The 746-nt window shown below is 46.9% G+C and carries 1 protein-coding gene and 1 pseudogene; one reads left to right on the top strand and one right to left on the bottom strand.

Annotated elements, in window-relative coordinates; translation table 11 throughout:
- Positions 1 to 113: pseudogene (locus ACTHSP_RS21135) on the bottom strand (outer membrane protein assembly factor BamE); the annotation flags it as partial.
- 151 nt (positions 114 to 264) lie between these two features.
- Here ACTHSP_RS21135 and fur point away from each other — a divergent pair.
- On the top strand, positions 265 to 746 hold a 482-nt coding region (gene fur / locus ACTHSP_RS21130; RefSeq protein WP_440346897.1), incomplete at its 3' end, for a ferric iron uptake transcriptional regulator.

Here is a 746-nt window from a genome sequence, read left to right as displayed (position 1 = left end):
TCGTTACCTTGAATGATTTTGAGTTTGTAGGATGGAAAGTTGGATACGCGCTCGGCACTGCATGAGGCCAGACCTAAAATAGCGGCGATGGCAAGGCATAAGGCTTTATTCACGGGCTTACCTTTCTGTGTCATTTCGGGAAAGATGTTTATCATCGCTTGAATATTTTTAAAAAGCAAACGATAATCATCTTCTTAATTTTTCTTTTCGCCGATTTTCAATTGCAAGACCGGCGGCAGATTGCCGCCCTTTAACGGCCCAATAGTGGGCAAACGGGCGGAAAGTGCGTATTATAACGGTTATTACCTTACAGGGATATTGAATATTATGGAAAAATTCAGCAACATTGCGCAATTGAAAGACAGCGGTTTGAAAGTTACGGGTCCACGTTTGAAAATTTTGGACTTGTTCGAGACCCATGCCGAGGAGCATTTGAGTGCGGAAGATGTGTACCGTATCCTGTTGGAAGAGGGTGTGGAAATCGGCGTGGCGACGATTTACCGTGTGCTGACCCAGTTTGAACAGGCCGGCATTTTGCAACGCCACCATTTTGAAACCGGCAAAGCGGTTTACGAATTGGACAAAGGCGATCACCACGACCACATCGTCTGCGTGAAATGCGGCGAAGTAACCGAATTCCACAATCCGGAAATCGAAGCGCTGCAAGACAAAATCGCCGAAGAAAACGGCTACCGCATCGTCGATCACGCGCTGTATATGTACGGCGTATGCGGCGAATGCCAAAC

This window comes from Neisseria sp. P0001.S005 (genome assembly GCF_051963715.1).
The sequence above is the reverse complement of the archived record's forward strand: the minus strand, read 5'-3'. Positions and strand labels throughout refer to the sequence as shown.